At 52.9% G+C, this 26987-nt stretch carries 22 protein-coding genes; 11 read left to right on the top strand and 11 right to left on the bottom strand.

Annotated elements, in window-relative coordinates; translation table 11 throughout:
* Window positions 1–8 precede the first annotated feature (8 nt).
* The 7 genes from ppiD to bolA form a co-directional block, all read right to left on the bottom strand.
* Window positions 9–1877 (bottom strand): peptidylprolyl isomerase, encoded by a 1869-nt coding sequence (gene ppiD / locus A6A26_RS10365; protein ID WP_063878653.1) that lies wholly within the window; start codon window positions 1875–1877, stop codon window positions 9–11.
* Between the two features lie 249 nt (window positions 1878–2126).
* Entirely contained in the window at window positions 2127–2399 is a 273-nt protein-coding gene (hupB, locus tag A6A26_RS10360) for a nucleoid-associated protein HU-beta (protein WP_014606441.1), read from the bottom strand.
* Between the two features lie 215 nt (window positions 2400–2614).
* Window positions 2615–4969: an endopeptidase La gene (lon, locus tag A6A26_RS10355; protein ID WP_063878652.1), complete on the bottom strand. Its 2355-nt coding sequence runs from the start codon at window positions 4967–4969 to the stop codon at window positions 2615–2617.
* 186 nt (window positions 4970–5155) lie between these two features.
* On the bottom strand, window positions 5156–6427 hold the full coding sequence (gene clpX, locus A6A26_RS10350; protein ID WP_063878651.1) for an ATP-dependent protease ATP-binding subunit ClpX: 1272 nt from the start codon (window positions 6425–6427) through the stop codon (window positions 5156–5158).
* A 132-nt stretch (window positions 6428–6559) separates the two neighbouring features.
* On the bottom strand, window positions 6560–7183 hold the full coding sequence (gene clpP / locus A6A26_RS10345; RefSeq protein WP_063878650.1) for an ATP-dependent Clp endopeptidase proteolytic subunit ClpP: 624 nt from the start codon (window positions 7181–7183) through the stop codon (window positions 6560–6562).
* A gap of 335 nt (window positions 7184–7518) precedes the next feature.
* On the bottom strand, window positions 7519–8823 hold the full coding sequence (gene tig, locus A6A26_RS10340; RefSeq protein WP_063878649.1) for a trigger factor: 1305 nt from the start codon (window positions 8821–8823) through the stop codon (window positions 7519–7521).
* Window positions 8824–9095: 272 nt separating this feature from the next.
* On the bottom strand, window positions 9096–9410 hold the full coding sequence (gene bolA / locus A6A26_RS10335; RefSeq protein ID WP_063878648.1) for a transcriptional regulator BolA: 315 nt from the start codon (window positions 9408–9410) through the stop codon (window positions 9096–9098).
* A 265-nt stretch (window positions 9411–9675) separates the two neighbouring features.
* Here bolA and A6A26_RS10330 point away from each other — a divergent pair, with 265 nt between their 5' ends.
* The 8 genes from A6A26_RS10330 (at window position 9676) to A6A26_RS10295 (ending at window position 18475) form a co-directional block, all read left to right on the top strand.
* Window positions 9676–10254, top strand: coding sequence for a lipoprotein (locus tag A6A26_RS10330; RefSeq protein WP_063878647.1), 579 nt, complete (start codon window positions 9676–9678; stop codon window positions 10252–10254).
* 46 nt (window positions 10255–10300) lie between these two features.
* Complete coding sequence (gene ampG / locus A6A26_RS10325) at window positions 10301–11788, top strand: muropeptide MFS transporter AmpG (protein ID WP_063878646.1); 1488 nt, start codon at window positions 10301–10303, stop codon at window positions 11786–11788.
* A gap of 433 nt (window positions 11789–12221) precedes the next feature.
* Complete coding sequence (cyoA, locus tag A6A26_RS10320) at window positions 12222–13148, top strand: cytochrome o ubiquinol oxidase subunit II (protein WP_063878645.1); 927 nt, start codon at window positions 12222–12224, stop codon at window positions 13146–13148.
* Between the two features lie 4 nt (window positions 13149–13152).
* Window positions 13153–15135 (top strand): cytochrome o ubiquinol oxidase subunit I, encoded by a 1983-nt coding sequence (cyoB, locus tag A6A26_RS10315; RefSeq protein ID WP_063878644.1) that lies wholly within the window; start codon window positions 13153–13155, stop codon window positions 15133–15135.
* Window positions 15135–15749 (top strand): cytochrome o ubiquinol oxidase subunit III, encoded by a 615-nt coding sequence (locus A6A26_RS10310; RefSeq protein WP_063878643.1) that lies wholly within the window; start codon window positions 15135–15137, stop codon window positions 15747–15749. The genes cyoB and A6A26_RS10310 overlap by 1 nt, the downstream gene beginning before the upstream one ends.
* The gene (locus A6A26_RS10305) at window positions 15749–16078 is read left to right on the top strand and encodes a cytochrome o ubiquinol oxidase subunit IV (protein ID WP_013024878.1); all 330 of its coding nucleotides are present in this window, start codon (window positions 15749–15751) and stop codon (window positions 16076–16078) included. Before A6A26_RS10310 ends, A6A26_RS10305 begins: the two co-directional genes overlap by 1 nt.
* A 12-nt stretch (window positions 16079–16090) precedes the next feature.
* On the top strand, window positions 16091–16978 hold the full coding sequence (gene cyoE, locus A6A26_RS10300; RefSeq protein ID WP_063878642.1) for a heme o synthase: 888 nt from the start codon (window positions 16091–16093) through the stop codon (window positions 16976–16978).
* Window positions 16979–17110: 132 nt separating this feature from the next.
* Complete coding sequence (locus A6A26_RS10295) at window positions 17111–18475, top strand: MFS transporter (protein WP_063878641.1); 1365 nt, start codon at window positions 17111–17113, stop codon at window positions 18473–18475.
* A gap of 142 nt (window positions 18476–18617) precedes the next feature.
* Here A6A26_RS10295 and adhP read toward each other — a convergent pair whose 3' ends face one another.
* Entirely contained in the window at window positions 18618–19658 is a 1041-nt protein-coding gene (adhP, locus tag A6A26_RS10290) for an alcohol dehydrogenase AdhP (protein WP_063878640.1), read from the bottom strand.
* A gap of 27 nt (window positions 19659–19685) precedes the next feature.
* Window positions 19686–21206, bottom strand: coding sequence for an acetaldehyde dehydrogenase ExaC (locus A6A26_RS10285; protein ID WP_063881116.1), 1521 nt, complete (start codon window positions 21204–21206; stop codon window positions 19686–19688).
* 273 nt (window positions 21207–21479) lie between these two features.
* On the opposite strand from A6A26_RS10285, the gene A6A26_RS10280 reads away from it, so the two are divergent.
* Window positions 21480–23261 (top strand): sigma-54-dependent Fis family transcriptional regulator, encoded by a 1782-nt coding sequence (locus A6A26_RS10280; protein WP_063878639.1) that lies wholly within the window; start codon window positions 21480–21482, stop codon window positions 23259–23261.
* Here A6A26_RS10280 and A6A26_RS10275 read toward each other — a convergent pair.
* A complete protein-coding gene (locus A6A26_RS10275) occupies window positions 23258–23749 on the bottom strand; it encodes a YajQ family cyclic di-GMP-binding protein (protein ID WP_063878638.1) in 492 nt (163 codons plus the stop codon). The genes A6A26_RS10280 and A6A26_RS10275 overlap by 4 nt on opposite strands.
* Before the next feature lie 133 nt (window positions 23750–23882).
* Here A6A26_RS10275 and panE point away from each other — a divergent pair, with 133 nt between their 5' ends.
* Complete coding sequence (gene panE / locus A6A26_RS10270) at window positions 23883–24803, top strand: 2-dehydropantoate 2-reductase (protein ID WP_063878637.1); 921 nt, start codon at window positions 23883–23885, stop codon at window positions 24801–24803.
* Window positions 24757–25356 carry a protein deglycase YajL gene (gene yajL / locus A6A26_RS10265; protein ID WP_063878636.1) on the top strand — a complete coding sequence of 200 codons (600 nt, stop codon included), beginning with the start codon at window positions 24757–24759 and terminating at the stop codon, window positions 25354–25356. The genes panE and yajL overlap by 47 nt, the downstream gene beginning before the upstream one ends.
* A 99-nt stretch (window positions 25357–25455) precedes the next feature.
* Here the strand turns inward: yajL and thiI are convergent, their stop codons facing one another.
* A complete protein-coding gene (gene thiI / locus A6A26_RS10260; RefSeq protein ID WP_063878635.1) occupies window positions 25456–26904 on the bottom strand; it encodes a tRNA uracil 4-sulfurtransferase ThiI in 1449 nt (482 codons plus the stop codon).
* Between the last annotated feature and the right edge of the window lie 83 nt (window positions 26905–26987).

The raw sequence follows: 26987 nt of genomic DNA, 5'->3' as shown, positions 1-26987 counted from the left end.
TGCGAGGATTACTGCATCTGGGCAGCAGCACCGTATTTAATTTTGGCCTCTTTGCGCAGATTTTGCAGCAATGCTTCAAAGGCAAGTTGCGCATTGTTCTGCGTGACACCTTTGACCATTTCATCAATCTGAGCCTGAGGCATGCTACCGGTGCTGACTTTATTAACCGCCACCAGTACCACATTGCCCTGCATATCTTCGCTTACGCCCCAGGACGGTTTGTTATCCGCAGGCTGTGGCAGATTAAACGCCGCCTGCGCCACCGGGTCCTGAGAATTACGATCAACCGTTTTGCTGGCGCTCAGCGTCAGGCCTGCGGCTTTTAGCACATCCTGTTTTCCGGCTTTCAGGTCGGCTAACAGTTTATCTGCCCGGGCTTTTGCCTGCTGCGTCGCTTTATCGTGTTTCAACGTATCGACAATCTGTGCTTTAACCTTTTCCAGCGGCTCTACCGCTTCAGGTTTATGCTCGCTGATACGCAACACAAAAGCGCGATCGCCATCGACACTGATGATGTCAGAGTTATTCCCCGGCGCGCCATTTTGACCAACAAGGCCGCCGTTAAAAATAGCCTGCTTCACCGCGTCGAAGTCGAGATCTTTTGGCACGTCATCACGGTTAAACCAGCCTGTTTCTGTGGCTTTAATGCCTGACGCCTGCTCAGCACCGGCCAGCGACTCATTGTCATTGCTGGCTGCTTCGCTCACCTTCTGCTGCAGTTTATAGAAAGCGTCCAGCGCTTTTTCCTGCTTAACTTTATCCGCCACTTCGCTGCGCACATCAGCCAGCGGCTTGATTTGCTCAGGCTTGATATCGTCAAGGCGCACAATCAGGAAGCCAACGGAAGACTTAATCACACCTGACAGCTGGCCTTTCTCTTTCAGCCCTGCATTTTTCAGCTCATCCGGCGTGGTTGACGGCTCCAGCCAACCCATGTCTCCACCTTTACGGGCAGAAATCGGGTCGATGGATTTGGTCTTCGCCAGCCCGGCAAAATCAGCACCGCTCTTCAGCTGAGCCAAAATCGCATTGGCATCGGCTTCCGTTTTGGTCTGAATCACGCTGTAACGATCGCGCTGTGGCTGCGTGTAGTCCGCTTTATTTTTATCATACCAGGCCTGAATATCCGCATCGCTGGCATTTTCCTGCATACCGGCGGCATCCAGTTTGATATAGCTGACCCGGAACTGCTCAGGGGCCATAAAGCTGTTTTTATGCTGCTGATAGTACTGGCTGGTTTCGTCATCGTTAACGGTTTGCTTTGCCGCCAGCGCATTCACGTCGATCGTCGCGGTCTGAATATCACGCTTCTGTGCCACCAAATCCACCAGCTTGCTGGTTTCATTTTTAAGCATAAAGTCGGTGTTCGCGATGGCGTTAATCAACTGCTGGGTGGCCAGTTGTTTACGCAGCGCTTCCGCGTACTGGTCAGCGTTGAAACCCATATCGGTAATCATCGCGTTATATTTGGCGTTATCAAACTTACCGTTGGTCTGGAAAGCGGCCTGATTGAAAATAGCCTGCTTGACCTGATCGTCACTGATGGCGATGTGCAGATCTTTAATGTAGGTGTCCAGTAAAGCCTGATCGATCAGCTGAGACAGCGCCTGCTGGCGCATCTGCTGCATGTAACCGTCGTTACCCGCCAGTTGTGAAAACTGATCGCCCAGCATCTGCTGCTGACGGTTTCGTTCGCTGTTAAATGCCCGATCTAACTGCGCCCGGCTGATCTCCTGACCGTTAACTTTGGCCGCATAATCATTGTTGCCGCCAATCAGATAGTTGCCAACGCCGGTCAGCACAAAGGAGAGAATGATCAACCCCAAAATAATCTTGAGCACGACATGGTTCGACGCCGCGCGTAAATTGTCCATCATGGTATGACAACACTCCGCTGTAGTGTGAATGTAAAGCCCTGTCGCAATAACGCCATCTTCCCGGCGCATTACTCAGCTGCAAATCTGGCTGGCAGCAATAATCCTGTTGAGACAAGCCTTGCGACCTTTACTGCCTCTCTGGATATAAAAAAGGCACATCTCATCGATGTGCCCGTATGTTACATGAGAACGCGTTAACCGTCCTCTAATCCACTCAAGAAAATGTGTTAATGAGTGGTGGCGTTGTCATTAGTTGACAGCGTCTTTCAGTGCTTTACCTGCACGGAAACCCGGTACTTTACCTGCCGGGATAGTAATCTCTTTACCGGTTTGCGGATTACGGCCTGTGCGCGCTGCGCGCTCACGTACTGAGAAAGTGCCGAAACCCACCAGCGCCACTTCATCTCCGCCTTTCAGCGCATCAGAAACAGAGCCCATAAATGCATCTAACACACGTCCTGCTGCTGCTTTAGAAATGTCGGCATCGGCAGCAATTTTATCGATCAGTTGTGACTTATTCACTCTATTCATCCCCTCTTTATTATTTCACATCGTACCCACGCTTCCTGTCGGGTACGAACGCGCAGCAAGTTATATCAAGCCTTATTAGCTGAAACAACGGTAATCCTCTTATAACGTCAGTCCAGCAGCAACCTAAATTAACGGCACAAAAAAAAGCTGGCAAGCACCAATTGGTGTTGCCAGCTCTGCTTTTTAACGGTTTATGCCATTAATCACTATTTTGCGGTAGCAACCTGCATGCCGTAAGGCGCATTTTCCAGTGCCAGATTCAGCACTTCTTCAATGCGCTTGACCGGATGGATTTCCAGATCGGCAATCACGTTCTGTGGAATTTCTTCCAGATCGCGTTTGTTCTCGTCCGGGATCAAAACCACTTTGATGCCACCACGGTGTGCTGCCAGCAGCTTCTCTTTCAGCCCGCCGATAGGTAACACCTGACCGCGTAAGGTGATCTCACCTGTCATCGCTACATCAGAGCGCACCGGGTTACCGGTCAGACAGGACACCAGTGCAGTACACATCGCAATACCGGCACTTGGACCATCTTTTGGCGTTGCCCCTTCCGGTACGTGCACATGGATATCACGTTTTTCATAGAAATCGCCGTTGATACCCAGTTTTTCTGCACGTGCGCGTACCACGGTCAAGGCTGCCTGAATGGATTCCTGCATCACTTCACCCAGCGATCCGGTATAGGTCAGTTTCCCTTTACCAGGCACACAGGCGGTTTCGATAGTCAGCAAATCACCGCCAACTTCCGTCCAGGCCAGACCGGTAACCTGACCAACACGGTTTTCGCTGTCGGCACGGCCATAGTCAAAGCGCTGAACCCCAAGGAAATCCTTCAGGTTTTCACCATTAATGGTGATGTGCTTTTTGGTTTTATCCATCAGCAGCGTTTTCACTGCTTTACGGCACAACTTGGACAGTTCACGTTCCAGGCTACGCACACCGGCTTCACGCGTATAGTAACGAATGATACCGACGATCGCGCTGTCATCGACGCTGATCTCTGACGCTTTCAATGCGTTGCGCTCAATCTGCTTGGGCAGCAAATGCTGTTTCGCAATGTTGAGCTTCTCATCTTCGGTATAACCCGACAGACGGATCACTTCCATACGATCCAGCAGCGGTGCCGGGATGTTCATGGAGTTAGAGGTCGCCACAAACATCACATCGGAGAGATCGTAGTCCACTTCCAGATAGTGATCGTTAAACGCGATGTTCTGCTCCGGGTCCAGCACTTCCAGCAGGGCTGATGCCGGATCGCCGCGCATGTCTGATGACATTTTGTCAATTTCATCTAACAGGAACAGGGGGTTTTTCACGCCCACTTTCGCCATTTTCTGAATCAACTTGCCCGGCATTGAACCGATATAGGTACGGCGATGACCACGGATTTCCGCTTCGTCACGGACGCCACCCAATGCCATACGAACGTACTTACGCCCGGTGGCTTTCGCAATGGACTGACCCAGCGAGGTTTTACCGACGCCCGGCGGCCCCACCAGACAAAGGATAGGTCCTTTGATTTTGCTGACGCGACTTTGCACCGCAAGATATTCAAGGATGCGGTCTTTAACGCGTTCCAGACCGTAGTGGTCAATGTCCAGGGTTTCCTGAGCCTTGCGCAGATCTTTCTTCACTTTGCTGCGCGCGTTCCATGGAACCTGCACCATCCAGTCGATATAGCCACGCACCACCGTCGCTTCCGCAGACATCGGTGACATCATTTTCAGCTTCTGCAGTTCAGCTTCCGCTTTTTCACGCGCTTCCTGCGGCATTTTGGCCGCATCGATTTTGCGTTTTAATGCTTCGTACTCATCAGGCGTATCATCCATCTCGCCCAACTCTTTCTGAATGGCCTTCATCTGCTCATTCAGATAGTACTCACGCTGGCTCTTTTCCATCTGCTTTTTAACGCGGTTGCGAATGCGTTTTTCAACCTGCAGCAGATCGATTTCAGATTCCATCATCGCCATCAGATATTCCAGACGTTCGTTCACGTCTGACATCTCCAGCACTGACTGTTTATCTGCGAGTTTCAATGGCATATGCGCCGCAACCGTATCCGCCAGGCGTGCCGCATCGTCAATATTATTCAGTGAGGTTAAGACCTCAGGTGGGATCTTTTTATTCAGTTTGATGTAGCCTTCAAACTGATTGATCGCCGTGCGCACCAGCACTTCCTGCTCGCGCTCTTCGATCTCTGGTGAGACCAGATATTCAGCCTGGGCCACAAAGTGGTCGCCGTTGTCAGCAAGCGTAGTGATGTTGGCACGCTGCAAGCCTTCAACCAGCACTTTCACCGTACCGTCTGGCAGTTTTAACATCTGCAGGACGGAGGCAATTGTACCCACTGAAAAAAGATCGTTTATGCCAGGTTCATCCGTTGAAGCCTCTTTCTGTGCGACCAGCATGATCTTTTTATCATGATCCATTGCGGCTTCGAGGCACCGAATTGATTTTTCCCGGCCAACAAACAACGGAATTACCATGTGCGGATAAACTACCACGTCGCGCAAAGGCAAGACGGGGATTTCAATGCGTTCAGAACGCTCAGGATTCATAGAGCTCTCTCTTAGTTTAGTGTCCGCCAGGTGATGGGTACCGCATCAGGCAGGTATGCGGTCAAACCCACAGGTGTCTGAGTATATGGGGATGATTGTCAGACATTCAATGTCACAACGGTGAGAAATGCAAAAGGGGAAAGATTTTCCCCTTTTTAGATGGCACAATGTGGACGATTTGTTTATTTATTCGCCAGAAGCCTGAGCTTCATGCTTGCCATAAATCAGCATAGGTTCGGACTGACCTTCAATAACTGACTCATCAATCACCACTTTCTCGACGTCGTCCATAGAGGGCAGATCGTACATCGTTTCCAGTAGCGCACCTTCCACTATCGAACGCAGACCACGCGCACCGGTTTTACGTGACATCGCCTTTTTAGCAATCGCCGTCAGGGCTTCATCACGGAATTCCAGATCCACGCCTTCCAGGTTAAACAGCGCCTGATACTGCTTGGTCAGTGCATTTTTTGGCTCACGCAGGATCTGAATCAGCGCCTCTTCACTCAGTTCATTGAGCGTTGCGACGACGGGCAGACGACCAATGAACTCGGGGATCAGACCAAATTTGATCAAATCTTCCGGCTCACACTGCGCCAGCAGCTCGCCTTCCGTTGCTTTTTGCGATTTGCCTTTTACCGTTGCACCAAATCCGATGCCCGAACCGGTTTCAACGCGCTGGGAAATCACCTTGTCCAGCCCGGCAAACGCACCGCCACAGATAAACAGAATCTTCGAGGTATCGACCTGCAAAAACTCCTGCTGCGGATGTTTACGGCCGCCCTGCGGAGGAACCGCAGCCACTGTCCCTTCAATCAGCTTCAGTAACGCCTGCTGTACCCCTTCGCCCGACACATCACGGGTGATAGAAGGATTGTCTGACTTACGTGAAATTTTGTCGATTTCATCGATGTAGACAATACCACGCTGTGCTTTCTGCACATCGTAGTCACATTTTTGCAGCAGTTTCTGGATGATGTTTTCAACGTCTTCACCCACATAACCGGCTTCGGTTAACGTGGTGGCATCCGCCATGGTGAAAGGCACATCCAGTAAACGGGCAAGGGTTTCTGCCAGCAGCGTTTTACCGCTACCTGTAGGACCGATGAGCAGGATATTACTTTTGCCCAGTTCGATTCCGTTGCTGGTATCCCCGTTGCGCAGACGTTTGTAGTGGTTATACACCGCCACGGCCAGGACTTTCTTGGCCCTTTCCTGACCAATAACGTAATCGTCGAGGTGATGGCGAATCTCATGCGGCGTAGGCAGTGCACTACGTTCGCGATGCGGGGCAACCTCTTTAATCTCTTCGCGAATAATGTCGTTACACAGATCAACGCACTCATCGCAGATATACACTGACGGCCCGGCAATCAGCTTACGCACTTCATGCTGGCTTTTGCCGCAAAAAGAGCAGTACAGCAACTTTCCTGAACCGTCTTTGCGCTTATCTGTCATCAGTTAACCTCTTCTTGTTCTCAGGCCGTACCAGGGGTACAGCACTGGCCGTGGGTACACGGCCGATGTTCATTCAACCCATTATAACCCTGTCCTGTTAACTATAGACCAGAGACAAGGCGAAGTTAGGGCTTATTGGCGATGGGTCAGGATTGAATCGACCAATCCATACTCTACCGCTTCGTTGGCGGAGAGGAAACGGTCACGCTCGGTATCACGCTCAATTTCTTCCAGTGACTTACCGGTGTGCTCCGCCATGAGTTCATTCATGCGCTGCTTCACTTTCAGGATTTCGCGCGCATGGATTTCAATGTCACTCGCCTGTCCCTGATAGCCACCCAGCGGTTGGTGAATCATTACGCGTGAGTTTGGCAGACAGAAACGCTTGCCCTTAGTCCCGGCCGTCAACAGGAAAGCCCCCATTGAACAGGCCTGGCCCATACAAATTGTACTGACGTCCGGCTTGATAAACTTCATGGTGTCATAAATTGACATCCCTGCCGTAATCACGCCACCCGGTGAGTTGATATAAAGGTAAATATCTTTTTCCGGATTCTCTGCTTCCAGAAACAGCATCTGGGCCACAATCAGGTTCGCCATGTGATCTTCTACCTGACCGGTAAGGAAGATTACGCGCTCTTTAAGCAGACGGGAATAGATGTCGTATGAACGCTCGCCGCGCGAGGTTTGCTCGACCACCATTGGCACCAACGCATTGTGCGGTGCAGTAAACTCACGATCGCCACTGTATGACATTACCGTCTCCTGGATAAATTTCATTGGCAACATTCTGTACCGATTTTACGTAAGACGAGCGTCAAAAACTATGCTCTGCCTCTTACCGACAACTCAAGGACGGTTAATCAGTCAGCCGAACTGTTTTTTGCATACTCCCTGTATCTTGGGATGCTGCTCAGTTGTTTCAAGCATAACAACCTTTTCATCAATCGCTAACCCGGAAAAAGCGATGCGTGAACAATTTGCCCAAAAATTAACCAAATAGCGGCAAACCGGCAGACAGCAAGCCTGATACAGAAAAAAGCCCGCGACTTTTCAGGCGCGGGCTTCAGCACAACCGGTTAAACGGACGATTAGGCCTGAGCGGTCTGATTCATCAGTTCCTGGAAGTTAGTTTCTTTCTCAGAGACTTTGGCTTTTGCCAGCACGGCTTCAACAGCCTGCTCTTCCAGCGCGACATTGCGCATGTTGTTCATCAGCTCGTTATTTTTGCTGTAGAACTCGATCACTTCCTGCGGATCTTCATACGCAGAAGCCATCTCTTCGATCAGCACTTTCACGCGATCTTCGTCCGCTTTCAGCTCGTGGGTGCGAATCACTTCGCCCAGCAGCAGGCCGACAACAACGCGACGTTTCGCCTGCTCTTCGAACAGTTCACGTGGCAGTTCCAGCGCCTGCTTCTCATCACCACCGAAGCGCTGTGCAGCCTGACGACGCAGAACGTCAACTTCGCTGTCGATCAGTGCAGAAGGCACGTCGATTGGGTTAGCGTCAACCAGACCGTCGATAGCCTGCGTTTTCACGCGGTTACGAATAGCGCCTTTCAGCTCGCGTTCCATGTTTTTACGCACTTCGGCACGCAGACCGTCAACTGAGCCATCTTCTACGCCGAAACGTTTGATGAAGTCTTCAGTCAGTTCTGGCAGTTCGCGCGTTTCAACTTTCTTCAACACGATTTCGAACTTAGCGTCTTTCCCTTTCAGGTTTTCAGCATGGTAGTCATCAGGGAATTTCACATCGATAGTGAAGGTTTCACCTGCTTTATGACCCACAACACCTTCTTCAAAACCTGGGATCATGCGGCCCTGGCCCATTGCCAGAACGAAATCTGAGGCTTTACCGCCTTCAAACTCTTCGCCGTCAACTGAACCGGTAAAATCGACAGTCGCGCGGTCTTCTGCGCCCGCAGCGGCGTCGGTTTCAATCCAGTTAGCCTGCTGCTTACGCAGGGTTTCCAGCATGGTATCAACGTCAGCGTCAGTGACCTGAACCTGTGGCTTCTCGACTTCGATGTTTTCCAGGCCTTTCAGCTCAACTTCTGGATACACTTCGAATTCTACCGCATAGGTAAAGTCCTGACCTTCAGTGTATTCGCCTGGCACGTAGTTAGGTGCGCCAGCCGGATTGATTTTCTCTTTGATGATGGCGTCAACAAAGTTACGCGTCATCAGATCGCCCAGCACGTCCTGGCGCACAGACGCACCGTAGCGCTGTGCCACGATGTTCATTGGCACTTTGCCTTTACGGAAACCATCGATACGGACTTTCTTCGCCACATCCACCAGTTCTTTTTTAACAGCGCTTTCGATGCTGTCAGAAGCGACAGTAATCGTAATGCGACGGCCCAGGCCCTGAGTGGTTTCTACAGAAACTTGCATCTTGTTACCTCAAAAAATCACGTGCTCGGTCAACTTCAGACACCACACATTGGTTAATGCGCCGTATCTAACAACCGGGACGGCTTCCGTGAAGAGAACCTGATCCCTGTTACCAGAAGCGTCCCGAAGACATTCCGGAAAAATAGACGCAGCATTATAGCGGCATCGCTGAGATGAGTCGAGGATGCTAAGTCACCACTTTTTAGGGAGTTTGCTGCTTTTTTGAGCCGCAGATCGCGTTTAGCCACAATTAAACGCCAAAAACGGTGCACTCAGGCTAGCGTTCCGGCACCGCGGCAGTTGGGTGACGCCAGGACCGTATCCTGCAATCCTTCCCACTCTTTAAGCGTGTACGTATGCAGCGCTAAGGCATGAACGCTTCCCGCCAGTTCTGCACTGAGTTCGCTGTAAATCGCCCGATGACGCGCCAGGAAACGCTGGCCGGTAAAACTGTCACTGACGATCACAACTTTAAAGTGGCTTTCCGAACCCGCAGGCACATTGTGTCGGTAGCTTTCATCGTGGACCTCCAGATGAGCCGGCGCAAAAGCCAGCCGCAGCTTTTCTTCTATCTGTTCTCGAATCATGGTTTTACCCTCAATGGCGAGCGCGGTGCCCCATCTGTTTAAATATTAGTCGGTTTTCTGCCACACTACGCGATGGCGCGCAGAATATTATCATTCCCGCGGTTTCTGCGCGCGCGCCTTATCGGGTCGTCGTTTTACGCAACACAACGCGGACGAAACACCGTTGCGTGACTTTACCTCGCGCTGGGGGCTTTATTCACTGCACCGCTTTGCTATGATGGCCGCAGTTTTTGCACACCAACCCATTACATTAACGAGAAAGCGTATGTTGAAAAAACTGTTATTCCCACTGCTGGCTGCTTTTATCCTGGCCGGCTGTGCTTCCAGCAACAACACACTGACGATTCAACCTAAAATTCAGCTGCCGCAACGCGATCCCAGCTTGATGGGCGTCACCGTAAGTATCAACGGTGCTGACCAACGCCGCGATCAGGCGCTGGCAAAAGTGAACCGCGACGGGCAACTGGTCAGCCTCACACCGTCCCGCGACCTGCGCTTCTTACTGCAGGAAGTGCTGGAAAAACAGATGACGGCACGCGGCTATATGGTCGGCCCCAATGGCGCAGTCGATCTGCAAATCATTGTTAATAATCTGTATGCCGACGTGACCCAGGGTGACGTGCGTTACAGCATTACGACCAAGGCAGATATCTCTATTGTTGCCACCGCGAAAAACGGCAACAAGCAGATTAAAAACTACCGTCAGACCTACAGCGTAGAAGGTGCCTTCAGCGCCAGTAACCAGAAAATCACCAACGCGGTGAACTCAACGCTGAGCGATGTGATTGCCGATATGGCGCAGGACACCAGCGTCAACGAATTTATTAAACAAAACTCTCACTAATTTTGCCCCTCGCCCGGCATGATGCCGGGCGCTTTTCAAGGTCAGTATGAATCACTATTTCCGCGTCTTCCGTCAAAAAAATGCCGCTGTGTTGCTCCTTCTGGGATTCGCGTCAGGTTTGCCCCTGGCATTAACGAGCGGGACCTTACAGGCGTGGATGACCGTTGATAATATTGATCTGAAAACCATCGGTTTCTTTTCCCTCGTGGGCCAGGCTTACGTGTTTAAGTTTCTCTGGTCACCGATGATGGATCGCTACACACCGCCGTTTCTGGGCCGTCGTAAAGGGTGGTTATTGATCACCCAGCTAGCGCTGGTCGCCAGCATCATCGCGATGGGATTTATGCAGCCCAGCCGGGATTTGACCCTGATGGCGGCACTGGCGGTGTTGATTGCGTTCTGTTCCGCGTCTCAGGATATTGTGTTTGACGCCTGGAAGACGGACGTTTTGCCACCGGAGCAACGCGGAAGCGGCGCGGCTATCACGGTGTTAGGCTACCGACTGGCTATGTTGATATCGGGTGGACTCGCCCTGTGGCTGGCCGATCGCTATCTGGGCTGGCGGGCAACTTACTGGCTGATGGCGCTGTTACTGGTTCCCTGCATCGTCGCAACCTTTATGGCTAACGAGCCGGATAACCGACAGTCCGCGCCCCAGTCGCTTCGTCAGGCGGTGGTCGATCCCCTACGAGACTTTTTTAACCGTAATAATGCCTGGCTGCTGATAACGCTGATCATCCTTTACAAGCTCGGCGATGCGTTTGCCGCCTCGCTCACTACCACCTTCTTAATTCGCGGCGTGGGCTTTAATCCGGGCGATGTCGGGTTGGTTAATAAGACACTCGGCCTGCTGGCGACTATCATCGGGGCGCTGTATGGCGGCGTGCTGATGCAGCGCCTGAGCCTGTTTCGCGCGCTGATGATTTTTGGCCTGCTACAGGCGGTATCTAATTTTGGCTACTGGCTGCTGGCAGTCACCGACAAGCATCTGTGGAGCATGGCAGGCGCAGTATTTATCGAAAACTTGTGTGGCGGTATGGGCACGGCTGCGTTTGTCGCGCTGCTGATGACGCTGTGCAATAAGTCCTTTTCGGCAACGCAGTTCGCGCTGCTGTCGGCCCTGTCGGCGGTAGGTCGGGTTTACGTTGGCCCTGCGGCGGGCTTCTTAGTTGAACTGTGGGGCTGGCCGACCTTCTATGCGTTTACGGTACTGGCTGGCTTACCGGGTCTGGTGCTGTTAGCATTTTGCCGTGGCACGCTGGATTTCACACAAACAACCGGGCAGTTTTTGCCGCGTACCCGTTTCGCAGCGGGCTACCGCTGGACAAACCGGCTGTTCGCCAGCGGCTGCGGGTTGCTGGCTTTATGGCTGCTGGCACTGGCGCTGAATGCAGCGGGCTTACCCCGTCTGTCGACAGCACTGGTCCCGCTGTTTGAAGCCGGCATGACGTTGGCACTCTGTGGTGTACTCTGCGGCGTGGTGCTGGATTATCGCTCGCTGCATCAGCGTGATGATCTTCCCGGCATTCGCTAACAGGGTGGGATTTTGGTTAAATTTCGCACAGTCGGTTAAGCGCGCCTAATTTGTCTTTGCGTGTCAATTTACAAAAAAATATTTCGGTCAGTGGGTGCATTCGATCAGAATATTTAAAACCGGTGCGCAATTAATTAGGTTAAAATTAATCGAATAAATGATGCAATATTGTTAAATAATTGGGTGATTAAAGTCAGGGTTATACCATTACCACTTTTGTTTAACCCTATATCCATCTCTTTTTGTTATATTGCCGCCAACTGCTTGTCCACGTTAATAATTTGTCACCGAGAACAACATCTGTGACACCCTTAGCAAAAGGTGTCAACATGGTTCTGACACATCCTTAAGCTGGTTTACACTGCATAAACCTTCCCGTAAAATGCGCGCACACTTAAACGACAATAGAGCCCTTTGTCATTGAGGTCGTTAAATGAGACTCAGTAAATACAATAAAAGTTTGGGGATTTTGTCATTAATCGCAGGCACTTTATTAATGAGTGGCTGCGATAATGCATTGTTAAATCCCAAAGGACAGATTGCGCTGGAGCAACGTTCGCTGATACTGACCGCTTTTGGTCTGATGATGATCGTCGTGATACCTGCAGTCTTGATGGCCGTGGTGTTTGCCTGGAAATATCGGGCGTCGAACACTAATGCCAAATACAGCCCTAACTGGTCACACTCTAACAAAGTGGAAGCCGTGGTCTGGACCATTCCGATCCTGATCATCGTTTTCCTTGGTGTGCTGACCTGGAAATCAACCCACGCCCTGGAGCCGAGCAAACCGCTGGCGTCAGACGTGAAACCGGTTGAGATTGATGTGATTGCCCTGGACTGGAAATGGCTGTTCATTTATCCAGAACAAGGTATTGCGACAGTTAACCAGATTGCCTTCCCGGCAAACACACCGGTTAACTTCAAAATCACCTCTAATTCCGTTATGAACTCCTTCTTTATTCCTACGCTCGGTAGCCAGATCTACGCGATGGCAGGCATGCAGACTAAACTGCATCTGATTGCCAACGAGCCAGGAACTTTCGACGGTATTTCCGCCAACTTCAGTGGTCGCGGTTTCTCTGGTATGAAGTTTAAAGCCATTGCCACCAAAGACGACGCGGAGTTCCAGCAGTGGGTTGCTAAAGTTAAAGCGGCACCTAACACGCTGACAACGATGGATGATTTCGAGAAAGTAGCCGTACCAAGCGAAAATCACCCGGTGGAATATTTCTCTTCTGCTAATCCTGAACTGTTCTTGCAGGTCATCAACAAGTTCATGCATAGCCACGGGAAGATGGACATGCCTGAGCATAAAGGCATGGACATGAGTCACACCGCTACCGCGGGAGCCGAGGAATAATACGATGTTCGGAAAATTAACACTGGATGCGGTACCGTTCCATGAGCCGATTGTCATGGTCACGGTTGCCGGTATCATCATCGCAGGTCTGGCGCTTGTCGCTGCCATCACTTATTTCGGTAAGTGGAAATATCTGTGGTCAGAATGGTTCACATCCATCGACCACAAAAAACTGGGTATCATGTACATCATCATGGCGTTCGTCATGTTGCTGCGCGGCTTTGCCGATGCGGTAATGATGCGTACCCAGCAGGTTCTGGCTTCGGCCGGGGAAGCAGGCATACTGCCGCCGCATCACTACGACCAGATCTTCACCGCGCACGGCGTGATCATGATCTTCTTCGTGGCGATGCCGTTCGTCGTGGGCCTGATGAACATTGCCGTACCTTTGCAAATTGGTGCGCGTGACGTTGCCTTCCCGTTCCTGAACAACCTGAGCTTCTGGTTTACCGCGATTGGTGTAATCCTGGTTAACCTGTCTCTGGGTGTCGGTGAATTCGCACAAACTGGCTGGCTGGCCTATCCACCGCTGTCGGGGGCAGAATACAGTCCTGGCGTGGGGGTAGACTACTGGATCTGGAGTCTCCAGCTCTCCGGTATTGGTACCACGCTGACCGGTATTAACTTCTTCGTGACCATTCTGAAGATGCGTGCGCCGGGCATGGACCTGTTCAAAATGCCGGTATTTACCTGGGCTTCCCTCTGCACCAACGTCCTGATCATCGCTGCGTTCCCGGTTCTGACCGTAACGCTGGCACTGTTGACACTTGATCGTTACCTCGGCTTCCATTTCTTTACCAATGATATGGGCGGTAACATGATGATGTACGTCAACCTGATCTGGGTTTGGGGTCATCCAGAGGTGTACATCCTTGTTCTGCCGGTCTTTGGTGTCTTCTCTGAAGTCACTGCGACCTTCTCGAAAAAACGTCTGTTTGGTTACACCTCACTGGTATGGGCAACTATCGCCATCACCGTGTTGTCGTTCATCGTTTGGCTGCACCACTTCTTCACCATGGGTGCGGGTGCGAACGTAAACGCCTTCTTCGGTATTATGACGATGATTATCGCCATTCCTACCGGGGTTAAAATCTTTAACTGGCTGTTCACCATGTACCAGGGCCGCATTCAGATGCACTCTGCGATGTTGTGGACCGTAGGCTTCCTGGTCACCTTCTCTGTTGGTGGTATGACCGGTGTTCTGCTGGCGGTGCCAGGTGCGGACTTCGTGCTGCACAACAGTCTGTTCCTGATTGCTCACTTCCATAACGTGATTATTGGTGGTGTGGTATTCGGTTGTATGGCAGGCGTGACTTACTGGTTCCCGAAAGCGTTCGGCTTTACGCTGAACGAAACCTGGGGCAAGCGTGCCTTCTGGTTCTGGATTATCGGCTTCTTCGTCGCCTTTATGCCGCTGTACGTTCTGGGCTTTATGGGGATGACGCGTCGTCTGAGCCAGGACATCGACCCGCAGTTCCACCCTCTGTTGGTGGTAGCGGCAGGCGGTGCGGCACTGATTGCATGCGGTATCCTTTGCCAGATCATTATGTTCTACGTTTCTGTGCGTGACCGCGACCAGAACCGCGATCTGACCGGTGACCCATGGGGCGCGCGTACGCTGGAGTGGGCAACCTCTTCACCACCGCCGTTCTACAACTTTGCTGTTATCCCGCATGTGCATGAGCGTGACGCTTTCTGGGAAATGAAAGAGAAAGGCGAAGCGTACAAGCAACCGGCTCATTATGAAGAAATTCATATGCCGAAAAACAGCGGTGCTGCGATTGTTATTGCCGCGTTTGCGACCATCTTCGGTTTTGCGATGATCTGGCATATCTGGTGGCTGGCAGGTCTTTCTTTCCTCGGCATGATCGTAACCTGGATCGTGAAGAGCTTCGACGAAGACGTGGATTACTACGTTCCGGTTGCCGAAGTAGAGAAGATTGAAAAGCAGCACTTTGACGAAATCAGCAAAGCAGGTCTGAAATAATGTCAACTGAAACCGTAAAACACCACCACGACGCCCATGCGGAGCATGGGCATCACGATGCAGGAGCCAATAAAGTCTTTGGCTTCTGGATCTACCTGATGAGTGACTGCATTATCTTCGCAACGCTGTTTGCGACCTATGCAGTTATGGTTAACAGCACCGCCGGTGGTCCGGCAGGCAAAGATATCTTTGAACTGCCGTTCGTGCTGGTTGAAACCGCCCTGCTGTTATTAAGCTCCATCACCTACGGCATGGCAGTTATCGCCATGAACAAGGAAAACAAAGGCACCGTTATCGGCTGGCTGGCGTTGACCTTCCTGTTTGGTGCTGGCTTCATCGGGATGGAAATCTATGAGTTCCATCACCTGATTGTTGAAGGCTTTGGTCCTGATCGCAGTGGTTTCCTGTCTGGCTTCTTTACGCTGGTCGGTACTCACGGTCTGCACGTAACCTCTGGTTTAATCTGGATGGCCGTGCTGATGTTCCAGATCGCGAAACGCGGTCTGAACGCCACTAACCGTACCCGTATCATGTGTCTGAGCCTGTTCTGGCACTTCCTGGACGTGGTTTGGATTTGCGTGTTTACCGTAGTTTATCTGATGGGAGCCATGTAATGAGTCATTCTGTTAACGAACATGGTGCATCACACGGTAGCGTGAAGTCTTACATGATCGGCTTCATCCTCTCTATCATCCTGACGGGAATCCCGTTCTGGATGGTAATGGATGGCAGCGCTTCTCATGGAACCATCCTCGGTGTTGTGCTGGTCTGTGCAGTAGTTCAGGTGCTGGTTCACCTGGTTTACTTCCTGCATCTGGACAGCAAATCTGAAGGTGGCTGGAACATGGTGGCCATTGTCTTCTCAGCAATCATTATTCTGATTGTTGTCGTTGGCTCACTGTGGATCATGTGGAACCTCAACTACAACATGATGCCCCACTAAAGAGTCTGTGTAATGTTTAAGCAATACCTGCAAGTTACAAAGCCAGGAATTATTTTCGGGAATTTAATTTCTGTGATCGGCGGATTTTTGCTGGCCTCTAAGGGCAGCATTGATTACGCCCTGTTTCTCACCTCACTGGTTGGCGTGTCGCTGGTTGTTGCATCAGGTTGTGTTTTCAACAACGTGATCGACCGTGACATTGATATCAAGATGGAGAGAACCAGGAATCGGGTGCTGGTAAAAGGCCTTATCTCCGCGAAAGTTAGCCTGGTTTACGCCACTGTGTTAGGTATTGCTGGCTTTGCACTGCTGTATTTCGGTGCTAACCCGCTGGCCATGTGGCTGGCGGTGATGGGCTTCGTGGTATACGTTGGCATTTACAGCCTGTATATGAAGCGTCACTCCGTCTACGGTACGCTGATTGGTAGCCTGTCCGGCGCTGCGCCGCCGGTCATTGGCTACTGTGCAGTGACCAATGAGTTTGATGCCGGTGCCTTAATCCTGCTGGCTATCTTTAGCCTGTGGCAGATGCCGCACTCCTATGCGATTGCCATCTTCCGCTTTAAAGATTACCAGGCTGCCAACATCCCGGTGTTACCGGTGGTGAAAGGCATTTCCGTGGCAAAAAATCACATTACGCTCTATATCCTGGCGTTTATGATTGCCACGCTGATGCTGACGCTGGGCGGCTACGCGGGCTACAAATATCTGATCGTCGCGTCTGCTGTTAGCGTGTGGTGGCTGGGAATGGCGCTGTCAGGCTATAAAACCTCAAACGATCGGGTTTGGGCACGTAAGCTGTTCGTCTTCTCGATTGTGGCGATTACGGCCCTGAGCGTCATGATGTCGGTTGATTTTATGACGCCAGCCTCGAAAGACCTGCTGACCTACGTGCGTTAATGTGTACTAAAACAGCATGAAACGGGCGCGATTTTCGCGCCTTTTCTTTTTGTTACCACTGCTTAAGAACTATTGTTTTACCCGCCCGCTCTCCCTCCCTAGAATAAACGCAGCACAACAACAGAGGTTGGAATGAACGATAACAAAATGACTCCGGTGGAGCTGCGCGCCACGTGGGGCCTCGGCACGGTCTTTTCCCTGCGTATGCTGGGAATGTTTATGGTCCTGCCGGTATTGACCACCTATGGCATGGCACTCCAGGGCGCGAGTGAAACCTTAATTGGCCTGGCCATTGGCATCTACGGCCTGGCACAGGCGATTTTCCAGATCCCCTTTGGCCTGCTGTCCGATCGCATTGGGCGTAAGCCCCTGATTGTGGGCGGCCTGCTGCTGTTTGTACTCGGCAGCGTGATTGCTGCCAGCACGGCGTCCATTTGGGGCATCATACTGGGACGTGCACTGCAGGGTTCCGGGGCGATTGCCGCCGCCGTCATGGCACTCCTGTCTGATTTGACCCGCGAACAGAACCGCACCAAAGCGATGGCGTTTATCGGCATCAGCTTTGGCGTCACCTTTGCCATTGCGATGGTCTTAGGTCCAATAGTGACCCACAAGCTGGGCTTACATGCCTTGTTTTGGATGATCGCGCTCCTTGCGACAATGGGGATTGCGATTACCTTATGGATCGTGCCCTCCTCCTCTCATCACGTGCTTAATCGTGAGTCGGGCATGGTGCGCGGCAGCTTTAGCAAAGTGCTGGCCAACCCAAGGCTGGTCAAACTGAACCTGGGCATTTTCTTTTTGCACATTCTGCTGATGTCGAGCTTTATCGCCCTGCCCGACCAGTTTGAACAGGCTGGCTTACCGCCGTCGGAACACTGGAAAGTGTATCTGACCACCATGCTGATTGCGTTTGCGGGCGTCGTGCCCTTTATCATTTATGCAGAAGTTAAACGCCGCATGAAGCGGGTTTTTGTCGGCTGCGTCGGCATGATGGTCATCGCAGAAATTGTCTTATGGGGCGCGCAGGGGCATTTCTGGACGCTGGTCGTCGGCGTGCAGCTGTTCTTCCTGGCGTTTAACCTGATGGAGGCGATTCTGCCTTCGCTGGTCAGTAAGGAGTCACCTGCCGGTTATAAAGGCACCGCAATGGGGCTTTATTCCACCAGCCAGTTTTTAGGCGTCGCCATCGGCGGTAGCCTGGGCGGTTGGCTGTTTGGCCATTTCGATGCGCAAACCGTATTTATGGTGGGGGCGATCGTGGCCGCGGCCTGGCTGTTTGTCAGTATGACAATGCAGGAACCGCCTTATGTCAGCAGTTTGCGCCTGGTGTTGAGCGATGCCGCACTGGCTGTGCCTAATCTGGAAAAGCGGTTAAAAGCACAGCCTGGCGTCTCATCGGTGCTGATTGTGCCGGAAGAGAAAAGCGCCTACATCAAGATAGACAGTAAAGTCACCAGTCGTCCTGAACTGGAAGCACTCATCGGCAGTTGTTAAAACGGGCTGCAAAGTCTGTGTTGGCAGGGGAAGATTACCTCAGTTGCCGTCAGATACGCGGTAACAGCCCAGATGCATTAAGGTGCCGCGTTTAACGCTGGCACCTTTTTTCATCAGGTAGTCATCGCATCCTGCCTCGGGTTTACAATGACATATCCACCACAATACGGCCTTCAATCTTGCCTGCATGCATCCGGGCAAAGATATCGTTAATATTGCTGAGCGGTTCAATCGCCACGCTGGCTTTCACTTTATGACGGCTGGCAAAATCCAGCGCCTCCTGTAAATCCTTACGCGTTCCGACGATAGAACCGCGCACCGTAATGCCGTCCAGCACCATATCGAAAATAGACAGATCGAATTTGCCAGGCGGCAAGCCATTTAACACCATGGTGCCCCCGCGACGTAACGTGCCGATCGCCTGCTCAAAGGCTTTAGGCGACACCGCCGTGACCAGCACGCCGTGCGCGCCGCCAAAGTGCTCATGAAACACCTTGGCCGGATCGACGTTTCTGGCATTCGCCACCACGCTGGCACCAAGGCGTTGGGCAAAGGCCAGCTTATCGTCATCGATATCGACAGCCGCCACGTTCAGCCCCATCGCGACGGCATACTGTATAGCCATGTGCCCTAACCCACCGATGCCGGAAATCACCACCCAGTCACCGGGTTTGGTGTCGGTCATTTTTAAACCTTTATAGACCGTCACGCCCGCACAGAGCACCGGTGCCACCTCGTTGAATGCGAGGTTTTCGGGGATGATGCCGACATAATTGGCGTCCGCCACGCAGTATTCGGCAAAACTGCCGTTCACCGAATAGCCGGTATTTTGCTGGCTATGGCACAGCGTTTCCCAGTTATCGAGACAGTGCTCGCAGTGACCGCAGGCGGAGTAGAGCCAGGGCACGCCGACCCGATCGCCCACCTTCAGATGATGTACGTTATCACCCACCGCGACCACCTGCCCGACGCCCTCATGTCCCGGGATAAAGGGAGGAACGGGCTTCACCGGCCAGTCGCCCTCTGCCGCATGCAGATCGGTGTGACACACGCCCGTCGCCGCGATTTTCACCAGAATCTGTCCTGCGCCCGGCTGTGGCACGGGGACCTGCTCAATGACTAACGGCTCACCAAAGGCCTTCACGACCGCGGCTTTCATCATCGTGTTGATTTTCATCGTCATGATTTACGCTCCAGATAGGTTACGGACTTAAAACAGCCCCAGCGGTGCCGTGTCATAGCTGACCAGCAAATTTTTCGTTTGCTGATACTGGCTGAGCGCCATTTTATGGGTTTCACGGCCAACACCGGATTGCTTGTAACCGCCAAAGGCGGCGTGGGCCGGATAGATGTGGTAACAGTTGGTCCAGACACGCCCGGCTTTAATGGCGCGCCCCATACGGTAGGCTAAATTGCTGTCCCGCGTCCAGACGCCCGCGCCTAAACCAAACTGCGTTTCATTGGCGATGCGCAAGGCTTCTGACTCATCTTTAAAGGTAGTCACACCGATAACCGGGCCAAAAATTTCCTCCTGAAAGCAGCGCATGTTGTTGCTGCCTTTAATCAGCGTAGGCTGAATATAGAAACCGTTATCCAGTTCGGACGATATCAAGGCCCGCTCACCCCCGGTCAGGATCTCGCCCCCTTCGTTGCGGGCAATCTCGATATACGACAAAATTTTATCGAACTGCTGACGCGAAGCCTGCGCGCCAATCATGGTGTCGGTGTCGAGCGGATCGCCGCGCCGAATCGTCGCCACTTTAGCCATCACCCGCTCCATGAAAGGCGCATACACAGACTCATGAATGAGCGCGCGGGAAGGACAGGTACAGACTTCGCCCTGATTAAAAAAGCCTAGCACAAGCCCTTCTACTGCCTTCTCAATAAAATCTGGCTCGCCGTTCATAATGTCGGCAAAGTAGATGTTGGGGGATTTCCCGCCCAACTCTACCGTACAGGGGATAATATTTTCTGCGGCACAGGCCATAATATGACGCCCCACCGGCGTTGAACCGGTAAAGGCGATTTTGGCGATACGCTTACTGGTCGCCAACGCTTCCCCCGCCTCACGGCCAAAGCCCTGCACCACGTTGAGCACCCCGGCAGGAAACAGATCGCCGATCAGCTCCATCAACAGCGTAATGCCCAACGGGGTTTGCTCAGCAGGCTTCAGCACCACACAGTTACCGGCGGCCAGCGCAGGGGCCAGCTTCCATGCCGCCATCAGCAAGGGAAAGTTCCAGGGGATAATCTGTCCCACTACGCCCAGCGGCTCATGAAAGTGATAGGCCACGGTTTTCTCATCGATCTCGCCGGTGCTGCCCTCTTGCGCACGCAGGCATCCCGCGAAGTAGCGAAAATGGTCGGCGGCCAGGGGCAGATCGGCATTGAGCGTTTCCCGAATCGGTTTGCCGTTATCCCAGCTTTCCGCCACGGCCAGCTTTTCCAGGTTGGCATCAATGCGGTCAGCCACCTGAAGCAACAGGTTGGATCGGGTTTGTACCGAGGTTTTCCCCCAGGCTTCTGCAGCACGATGCGCGGCATCCAGGGCCAAATCAATATCGCGTGCATCGGAGCGCGGAAAGTGAGCAATATCACTGCCGTTGACGGGCGAGGTATTCATGAAATATTGCCCGTTCAGTGGCTCAATAAATTTGCCATCAATGTAGTTGCCGTAGGCAGACTGGAACGTGACTAACGCACCTGGTGAACCGGGATGGGCATAACGCATTGCAAACTCCTTCTGTAGGGTAGACAGGCAGCGGCATGATGTTTTTTTAACGGACAGCTCGCTGTAACCTGACGCTTGCACGGCCTGTGCCAACTCCGGGCCGAAGCGGGGAAGCGCATTAAAACAGAGAATAATCAGGAACCTGCACATCAGGCAAACCAACGTTCAGTGCAGAATCAGGGGTTTCATCCGGCTTTGTGTTGCAAATCGCAACACTGGAAAAACCAAGACGCTACAATTCCGCAACACTTTTCCGAACGCACGAGGTCATTCATGCAGGACAAGGTTTCCGATGCCACACTGCCCGCTATCGACAATAACCCACTGCTGAGTGATTCCTGGTTACGCAGCCAACTCTACGGGCTGGAGCGTTCGGCCGATGATTTTCCTCGCCTGCCCCAGACAGAGCTGACAGAACTGGTCGCCAGCAATACCGACCTGCAACAGTTTTCTCAGCCGGTGATGCGCAAGCTGGCACAGAAGGTGGCACCGATGCAGTCGGTGGTCATTCTGTCTGACGCTGCGGGCCGGGTGCTGCATACGTTTGGTGATATGCAGGCGATGCAAAAGGCACAGCGCTTTGCCCTCGCTCCCGGCAACATCTGGAGCGAATGTGGCCGGGGCACGAACGCCATTGGCACAGCCCTGGCGATAGACGATGGATGCGAAGTTGACGGTAATCAACACTTCCTGACCCGCAACCAGGGCCTTTACTGTGCCGCGATGCCGCTGCAAATGCCCAACGGACACATCGCGGGCGTGCTGGATATCTCCGGCCCCGCCCATTTCTCCCACGATCACAGCTTTGCCTGGGTAAAGCAGGCCGCGCGGCAGATTGAGTACCTGTGGGTTAAGCAAAGCCTGCATCCGCAGCAGTGGCTGATGAGCCTGCACCCCGATGTGCATAAACTCGACAGCCTGGATGAGTTGCTGCTGGTGTTTTCGGATAACGTACTGACTGCCGCAAACCGCCTGGCGATGCGTGAACTGGGTCTGCACGCCGAGCAGCTTGGCATCACGACCTTTGAGCAGTTGTTTCCCCAGCGTAACCTGCAGGCCACGGCCCTGCCGACGCCGGTAATAACCGGCCATCAGCCTTATTACTATCGTCTGCGGGCACCGACCCGGACGCGCTTCAGCGTCGCCGCACGTCCTGCGCCACCGCTTCCTTTCTCCCTGCAAAATGAGGGCGACAAAATGGTGCGCCTGTTGAATGCCGGAGTGGCATTGTGCATTCGCGGGGAAACCGGCAGCGGGAAAGAGTACGTGAGCCGCGCGTTGCATCAGCAGAGCCGCTGGCGTGCGGGCAAATTTGTGGCGATTAACTGCGCCGCGATTCCAGAATCGCTGATTGAATCCGAGCTGTTTGGCTATCAGCCCGGGGCGTTTACCGGGGCCAGCAAAAATGGCTATATCGGCAAAATTCGTGAGGCCGATGGCGGCGTCCTGTTTCTGGATGAAATTGGCGATATGCCGCTGGCGCTGCAAACCCGACTCCTGCGGGTGCTTCAGGAAAAAGAGGTCGCACCGTTGGGTTCCAGTCAGAGCTGGCCGGTGAACCTGGCCGTGATCAGCGCAACGCACCGGGATTTGGCCCAGCGCGTCAGCCAGGGCACATTTCGTGAGGATCTTCTTTATCGCTTACAGGAGTTTTCATTAACCATTCCACCGCTGCGTGACTGGCCTTCGCTATCGACCTTTATCACACAGCTCTGGGGTGAACTGGGCGGCGATGCGCGCCAGATTGGGTTGTCACCTGAGGTCATGACGACATTAACGCGTTACCGCTGGCCGGGCAACGTACGCCAGCTACGTAGCCTGATGAAAGTCTTGCTGGCGCTGGCTGAAGATGGGGAAACCGTGGGGATAATGCACCTGCCGGAAGCGTACCGTAACGAGGAAGCGCCGGCGTTACCTGCGCGTCAGCAACATGACGATCAGCTGATAAACGCCACGCTGCAGCAGTTTAACGGCAATATCAGCAAAACCGCACAGGCGTTAGGCGTTGCGCGCAGCACGCTGTATCGCCGCGCTGCACGCAATAAATACGGTTAATCGCGGAAGTTTTTAAACTGGAACGGCTGCCCCAAATTGCCGCCGCGCACCAGCGCCATCGCGCCTTGCAGATCGTCGCGTGACTTACCGGTGACGCGCAGGGATTCCCCCTGAATCTGCGTCTGCACTTTGAGCTTGCTGTCTTTGATCAGTTTCACCAGCTTTTTCGCCACATCGGCTTCAATGCCTTTTTTCATTTTGGCATCCAGGCTCCAGCTCTTGCCGCTGTGTTCAATCTCTTCTGGCACGTCCAGTGCCGCGCCTTCAATGCCGCGCTTGAGCATTTTTTCGCGCAGAATATCGACCAGTTGCTTAACCTGAAAGTCAGATTCACTGATGACTTTAATGGTTTCATTTTTTTCATTGAGTTCATAACTGGCGGTGACGTTGCGAAAATCGAAACGCGTTGCCAGTTCACGGTTAGCATTCTCTACCGCATTGCGAACTTCCTGCATGTCGACTTCTGAAACGATATCGAAAGATGGCATCTCTTCTTCTCCTGAGGCTAAACTGGCATGCATAATACGCGTCTTACGGCACTAAATAAAATCACGCTGTGCAGCGCTATACTTAACTCATTGTCACAGCGCATAAATAATAAGCCCGCGAGCGGGAGGCAGCATGAAAATAACCGTATTAGGATGTGGTGCGCTAGGTCAGGTCTGGCTCACCGCCCTTGCCCATTGCGGACACGATGTTCAGGGATGGCTGCGCGTCCCTCAGCCCTACTGTTCCGCTAACGTGATTGATCCGTTGGGCCGCGTGTCAAACCGGACATTTATCGCTAACGATCCGCTGTTTCTGGCCCAGAGCCAACTGCTGTTGGTGACGCTTAAAGCGCCACAGGTGTCGACCGCCGTTAAAAATCTGGAAAGCGTGATGTCGGAAAACTGCCCCGTCCTGCTGCTGCACAACGGGATGGGCACGCTGGGAGAACTCAAAGGGCTTCGGCAACCGCTGCTGCGCGGTATCACCACGCACGCCGCTATGCGAGACGGCACGGTGATCAAGCATGTCGCCAACGGCGTCACGCACATTGGCCCCGGCAACCGTAAAAGCGAGGGCGGAAGTGAGATTGCCGACATCCTGCATGACGCACTGCCCGACGTCGCCTGGCACGACAACATCCGCGCCGCCTGCTGGCGCAAACTGGCGGTTAACTGCGTGATTAACGCCCTGAGCGTGGAGCACGACTGTCAGAACGGTGCGTTGCGTCATTACAGCGGTGAAATAACGACGTTATGCGATGAAATCAGTTGGGTGATGGAACGCGAAGGCCAGTCCGTTGCCAGTCAGAGCCTGCAGGATCACGTCTTTGATGTGATTGAAACCACGGCGGCCAACACCTCATCGATGTTGCAGGATATTCGCGCACAGCGGCTAACGGAAATTGAGTACATTACCGGTTTTCTGTTGCGCCGCGCACGCACGCACGGCTTAGTGTTGACAGAAAACACGCGCCTGTATGACATGATTAAACGCAAGGAGTCTTATTATGGGCGCGAGCGCCTCAGTACTGGTCTGTCTGGCTCATGGCAGTGAAGAAATCGAAGCGGTGACCACGCTAGATCTCCTGGTTCGCGGCGGTATAAAAACCCTCACCGCCAGCGTAGAAAGCGACGGAAGCCGGGAAATTGTCTGTTCCCGCGGCGTAAGGTTGCTGGCCGATGTGCCGCTGGTTGAGGTCGCGGACAATGACTATGACGCCATTGTGCTACCCGGTGGCCTGAAAGGAGCCGAGACGTTTCGCGACAGCCCGCTGCTGGTGGAAACCGTCCGCCAGTTCCATCAGTCTGGACGCATTGTTGCCGCCATCTGCGCGGCGGCCGGCACGGTGCTGGTGCCGCACAACCTGTTTCCGGTAGGAAATATGACGGGCTTTCCCGGTTTGAAAGACAGGATACCGGAGGATAAATGGATGGAGCGTCGCGTCGTATGGGACTCACGGGTTAATCTGTTAACCAGCCAGGCTCCGGGCACGGCGATGGACTTTGCGCTGAAGTTAATTGATTTATTAGCAGGCAGTGATAAAGCGCGTGAGGTTGCAGCCCAGTTGGTACTGGCACCCGGCATTTATGATTATCAGGCAAGTTAGGATTGGGCGTTAAGACAGCAGATACAGCGGGCACGGTGCCCGCATCACTCTCAGGTGGACGCGGGCACCGCCGAAACAGTCATACTGTCTCGGATCGCCTTACGGGCGGTAAACTTTGACGTTTTTAAAACCCTGCTCATGCAGGTACAGCGCCTGTAACTTGCTCATCACGCCGCGATCGCAATACAGCAGCCAGGTTTTGTTCTGATCGAGATCGCCAAACTGCGTGCTGAGTTTATAGAACGGCATCGATTTCACTTCGGTGCCCACCAATTGCAGCGGTTTGTCTTCCTGCTCATCCACCGAGCGAATATCCAGCACGCTGTCGTTTTCGTTCAGTAAGCCGACCGTTTCCACCTCGACGACGTCTTCCTGGGTCTGCTCAGCGATGTCGCGAATATCAACGTTAGTGGCTTCGGCCACCATGCGTTCCAGAATCGAGAAGTCAAAATGGCTTTCTTCGGCTTCGATTTTGCCTTTTACCGCCCTAACCGTCGGGCTTTTGGAAATCACACCACAATATTCCGGCATGGTGCTGGCAAAATCTTCGGTGCCGATCTCACGCGCGACCTTAATGATGTGTTCTTTATCATGGGAGATCAGCGGGCGCAGAATCAGCGTATCAGAGGCATTGTCGATCAAACGCAGGTTAGTCAGCGTCTGGCTGGATACCTGCCCCAGCGCTTCACCGGTCACCAGCGCCTGTACGCCATAACGTTCAGCCACCATCGACGCGGCGCGAACCATCATGCGCTTCAGCACCACGCCCATTTGGCCATCGTCGACTTTTTCTAAAATTTCGCCAACGACCGGCTCGAAGTTAATCGCCACAAAACGGACCCGATGCGAACGGCCAAAACGGTTCCAGATATAATGCGCCACCTGACGCACACCGATTTCATGCGCTGCCCCACCAAGATTAAAGAAGCAGTAGTGCACCCGGCAACCGCGACGCATCAACATGTAGCTTGAAACGCCGGAGTCAAAGCCGCCCGAGATCAGCGACAGCACGTCTTCCTGCGTGCCGATCGGGAAACCGCCCAGCCCTTCATAGCGTGCGGTGACCAGGGTTAAACGGTTTTCTTCCACTTCCAGATTGACCGTCACCTGCGGCTTTTTAAGCTGTACCGTCGCGCTGTCGATGTGCTGATTCAGACCACCGCCCACATAGCGCTCCACATCCTGCGAACTGAAGCTGTGTTTGCCCCGGCGCTTAACCCGCACGCAAAACGTTTTGTTTTCAAGAGCATCGCGATACTGCGCCAGCGTCTGCTCAAAAATATGGTGGATATCGGTATATTCACGATCTTCAACCGCAAGGACATGATGAATACCGGGGATGCGCATGAGCTCATCAGGAATGACCCTGCGCATGGCTTCATCTTTACAGCGCACTTCAATATGATCCCAGTGACGCACGACCGCGATCTCATCGCTGACCGTTTTGAGCACGTTACGGATATTGCTGGCAAGAATCTTAATAAAGCGCAGGCGCACCGACTGACTCTTGATGGTGATTTCGGGAAATAACTTGATGATAAACTTCATGGCGATACAGCTTCGTTGGGCAAATAAGTGCTAAAACAGGCTGCACTTAGCTGGTAAGATCATAAAATTGCGGGGTGCCAGGC

Source organism: Pantoea sp. OXWO6B1, from assembly GCF_001641135.1.
GTDB classification, from domain to species: domain Bacteria; phylum Pseudomonadota; class Gammaproteobacteria; order Enterobacterales; family Enterobacteriaceae; genus Pantoea; species Pantoea allii.
This window is presented reverse-complemented; position numbering and strand designations above follow the sequence as displayed.